Source organism: Mycobacterium sp. TH-M82, from assembly GCF_057473605.1.
In genome coordinates this window covers 1-3,704 of the sequence record NZ_JBYCKY010000359.1, presented here as the reverse complement: position 1 = coordinate 3,704, position 3,704 = coordinate 1, and the positions used below count along the sequence as shown (strand labels likewise).

Annotated in this window: 6 protein-coding genes; 2 read left to right on the top strand and 4 right to left on the bottom strand. The window is 67.1% G+C overall.

The features are described from left to right. On the bottom strand, positions 1-269 hold a 269-nt coding region (locus AC2VON_RS11095), incomplete at its 3' end, for a class I tRNA ligase family protein (RefSeq protein WP_486953004.1). 213 nt (positions 270-482) lie between these two features. Then, positions 483-857: an ACT domain-containing protein gene (locus AC2VON_RS11090; protein WP_486953003.1), complete on the bottom strand. Its 375-nt coding sequence runs from the start codon at positions 855-857 to the stop codon at positions 483-485. 101 nt (positions 858-958) lie between these two features. Between AC2VON_RS11090 and AC2VON_RS11085 the strand changes: the two genes are divergently transcribed. Continuing rightward, positions 959-1,738: a lipase family protein gene (locus AC2VON_RS11085; RefSeq protein WP_486953002.1), complete on the top strand. Its 780-nt coding sequence runs from the start codon at positions 959-961 to the stop codon at positions 1,736-1,738. 38 nt (positions 1,739-1,776) lie between these two features. Here AC2VON_RS11085 and AC2VON_RS11080 read toward each other — a convergent pair whose 3' ends face one another. Together AC2VON_RS11080 and AC2VON_RS11075 are read right to left on the bottom strand one after the other, a co-directional pair. Further along, positions 1,777-2,247: a hemerythrin domain-containing protein gene (locus AC2VON_RS11080; protein ID WP_486953001.1), complete on the bottom strand. Its 471-nt coding sequence runs from the start codon at positions 2,245-2,247 to the stop codon at positions 1,777-1,779. A 129-nt stretch (positions 2,248-2,376) separates the two neighbouring features. Further along, positions 2,377-2,649: a hypothetical protein gene (locus AC2VON_RS11075; protein WP_486953000.1), complete on the bottom strand. Its 273-nt coding sequence runs from the start codon at positions 2,647-2,649 to the stop codon at positions 2,377-2,379. Between the two features lie 211 nt (positions 2,650-2,860). Here AC2VON_RS11075 and AC2VON_RS11070 point away from each other — a divergent pair. Continuing rightward, a partial coding sequence (locus AC2VON_RS11070; RefSeq protein WP_486952999.1) for a cytochrome P450 occupies positions 2,861-3,704 on the top strand: 844 nt, incomplete at its 3' end.

Here is a 3,704-nt window from a genome sequence, read left to right as displayed (position 1 = left end):
GTGTCCCAGCCGAACCGCCGCTCCACCCGGTAACCGCGCATGGTGCGGTAGCGCGGCACGATGTCCTTGACGTAGCCGGTGAGCAGATGTCCGTAGTGCGGCAGACCGTTGGCGAACGGCGGCCCGTCGTAGAACACGTACTCTTCCGCCCCGGCACGCCGGGCGATGCTGGCCCGGAAGGTGTCGTTCACCGCCCAGTAGTCGAGCACCTCGGCTTCGGCCGCCGGGAAGTCGGGGGTGCCGGCGCCGGGCTTGGGGTAGGTATGCACGCCTCGTCTCCCTAGTGCCAAGTCAGGCCCGGGGACGACGTTTGCGCTGGACCGCCGCGGTACCACCCCGCTTGCCGCACTGACGCACGACCGCTCGATGAGGCTGTGACGGGCCTACCCGTTCGGTTCTACTGGGCTCGCCGGAAAAATCGAGCTTTTCTTCCGAAGGCTCCCCGGTGATGGCCGGATCGCTGCCGTTGGCGAGATTCTAATTCAGCCGAGCGCCGCCTTCGCATCGGCCAGGCTGTCCGCCGCCAGCACCAGCCGGGTGTGGCTCGCCAGGTAGACGGTCGCCAGGTTGACGCCTGCGACACCGAGTTTGTGGACGGCCTCGGCGAGTGCGCCGGGCCGGTCCTCGACGTCGAGAACGATCACCTCCTGCTCCTCGGCCACGAAAATGCCGGCGTGCTGCAGCGCTTCGAACGCCAGCGCAGGGTCTTGCACCAGGACATGAAGCTCAGCCTGCCCGCCGCCATTGGACACGGCACACATCCCGGCGATATTGACGCCCGCGTTGCCCAGCACGTCGCCCACCCGGGCCAGCTCGCCCGGCACGTCGTCCAGGTAGAGCGTCAGATCGGTGGCCATCGCGGGCTCCTTTCGCAACGTTGGCCGCGGCGCTTATCACAACGCTACTGCGTCGGACGGAGCCGGGTCGGCCGAAGTTCGACGGCCTTTAGACTGCCAGCGTGGCGTTCGACGCGACGGCTGCCCGTGACGTGGACTTGCCGCTGGCGGTCGCGGCCTACACGGTGATGGACGGCGGCAAGCCGGACCTGCCACCCGGATTCGTCCAGACCGCGCTCATCGAGGCCGACAGCGCGATGGTCGCCGCGGCAACCAACCGGCCTGGCCCGAACCCCGCGATGACGGCGATGGTGAAGGACACCAACATTTTCGGGTTGATGGGCCGCAACACAAGCAGCCGGACCGCGTTCGTGTCGTTTCGCGGCAGCTCGGACCTGTCCGACTGGCTGGCGGACTTCGACGTCATCCCCGCGACGTACCTGCCGGTCAGCGGTTTCGGGCAGGTGCATGGCGGGTTTCAGGACGTCTACGAGTGCGTGCGTGCCAGCATCGCCGCCAACCTGGCCGGTGCCACCGCCGGCTGCGAAAAGATCCTGGTCACCGGGCACAGCCTCGGCGCGGCGCTGGCCGTGCTCGCGGCGCCGGACATCTCCCGGGCGGTGCCGCCGATCCCGGCCAACACCGCCGAGCCCCGGCTCGTCACGTTCGGCGGTCCGCGCGTCGGGCTGCCCGATTTCGCTGCCGCGTTCAACGCGGCTATCGAATCTTGTTTTCGGGTGGTGAATTTCCTGGATATCGTGCCGCTGGTGCCGCCGGCGCCGTACGTGCATGTCGGCGCCGAAATCGCGGTGGACAGCGGCGGGCCGGTCGACGTCGGATGGCGACACAGCCTGGTCGCCTACCGCGATGGCCTGTCCGCGCTGATCGCGGCGCAGACCTGACCGGCCATGCGTAGCACCGCTGCGTCCGCAGCGCGCAATCAGCCGGCCTCCTGGCACGCCCAGGCATCAGGGGTCAGGCCGGTTTTGAGGAAACCAGCCAATTGTGCAGACTGCTGCGCGCTGAGACCGGTGTCGGCGGCCGGGTAGATGACCGGCTCCTCTTTCCTGTTGTGCAATTCGAGCTGGCGCAGCAGGTCCCCGCAGGTTTCGGTCAGCTTCTCGTGGTCGGCTCCGTCGGCGGCCATCTTCGTCAGCGCATCCATGGTGCGCCAGATCTCGCCGTGCTCGCGCATCATGACGAAGAGCGGCATCACCAGGCCGCCGTGCCGGATCGGCGGAAACAGGATCCGCTCTTCGGCGTAGATGTGCCGGCGCAGGAAGTCCAGTGTCGTCGTCAGTCCGTCCGCGTCCACGGTACCGCCGGCGAGCTTTTCCAGGAAAGCCTCGATTCCGGCGTCCACTTCCTTGTGCTCGCGCTCCAGCGCGGCGGAGAGCGTCTCGTCAGACATGGCGGCAGCCTCCGATCTGGTCAGGCGAGTTCTGCGGTTTATTATTACGAACCAAACTTATCTAAACTCTAGCCCACGGTGCTTGCCGCTGGCCAGCTTCGGCCCGACCCGACGGGGTCCACCAGCGCATCAGTGGTGCAGAGGGTGCCCGATCCGTGAGCCGTTCACCGACCGGGGATTACCCGAACGCTTCGCCGACCGGCCGTTACCCGAGCCGTCAGCGGCCGGCACCGGCACCTCGGCTGTCAAGCCCTCCTCGCCGGCGCGTTCGTGCGAGCCGCTCGGCCGCATACGGCGGACCGGCCGCGAGCGGACCTTGATCGGCCACCAGAACCAGCGGCCCAGCAGCGCGGCGACGGACGGCATCATGAACGCGAACACCAGCCACCCATCCCCTTCCATCCCCTTCCCTGCCCTTCGCCCGTTGCAGCCACCGAACACGCTACCTGCATTTATGCCTTCACACCCGGGTGTCTGGACGACGCACAACTCAGCGCGGTGGAAGCATCCCCTGGGCTCCTGCACCCCAGCCCAGCCGGCCAAGCCGGCCTAACCTGGCTGGCATGGAATACTTTCGGGCACCGTTGCCAAGACACGATGGCGAGGAATTCACATGCTGACGGTCACCAGCGAGCCGGCACACCTGCCACCGGGACCGCGGCTGCCGAAGAGCATCCAGGGCATTGCGTTCTTGACCGCACTGTGCGAGGTGGTGCCCGCTCTGGGGCAGCGCTACGGCCCTACCTTCACCATCAATCTGCCGGTCTTCGGCAAGACGGTGGTCATCAGTGATCCGACACTGGTCAAGGAGGTGTTTGCCGCGGGTAATGACGTGATCGAGCGCCCGACCAACCTCGGTGGCGTGTTTGGCCCCGGATCGACGTTCAGTCTCAACGGCGAAGAACACCTCGCCCGGCGCAGAGTGGTGCTGCCGGTGTTTCACGGGTCGCGGGTGGGCGGCTACGAGCACATCATCGAAGAAGAGGTGCTCCGCGAAACCGCGAGCTGGCCGCAGGGCCGCGAGTTCGAAACGGTCGGATCGATGACCCGCCTGACCCTCAACTCGATCCTGCGCACCATGTTCGGCAACGACCCCGACGTGCTGGACGAACTTCGCAGCCTGGTGCCGAGCCTGGTCGCGATCGGCTCCCTGCTGCACCTGATGCCGTCCATCGTGAGCCGTGACTTCGGCCGGTGGAGTCCGAAGGGACGGTTGCTGCGGCGCCGGAGGCGATTAGACGACGTCATGGACACCCTCATCGCCAAGGCACGGGTCGACCCGGCTTTCGAGGACCGCAACGACGTGCTCGCGCTGCTGTTGCGGGCCCGCTACGAAAGCGGTGAGCCGCTGCCGGATCGACATGTCGCCGACGAGCTGCTGACCTTCGTCTCCGCCGGCCATGAGACGACCGCAAACCAATTGGCCTGGATCGTGGAACGGCTGCGCCGGCATCCGC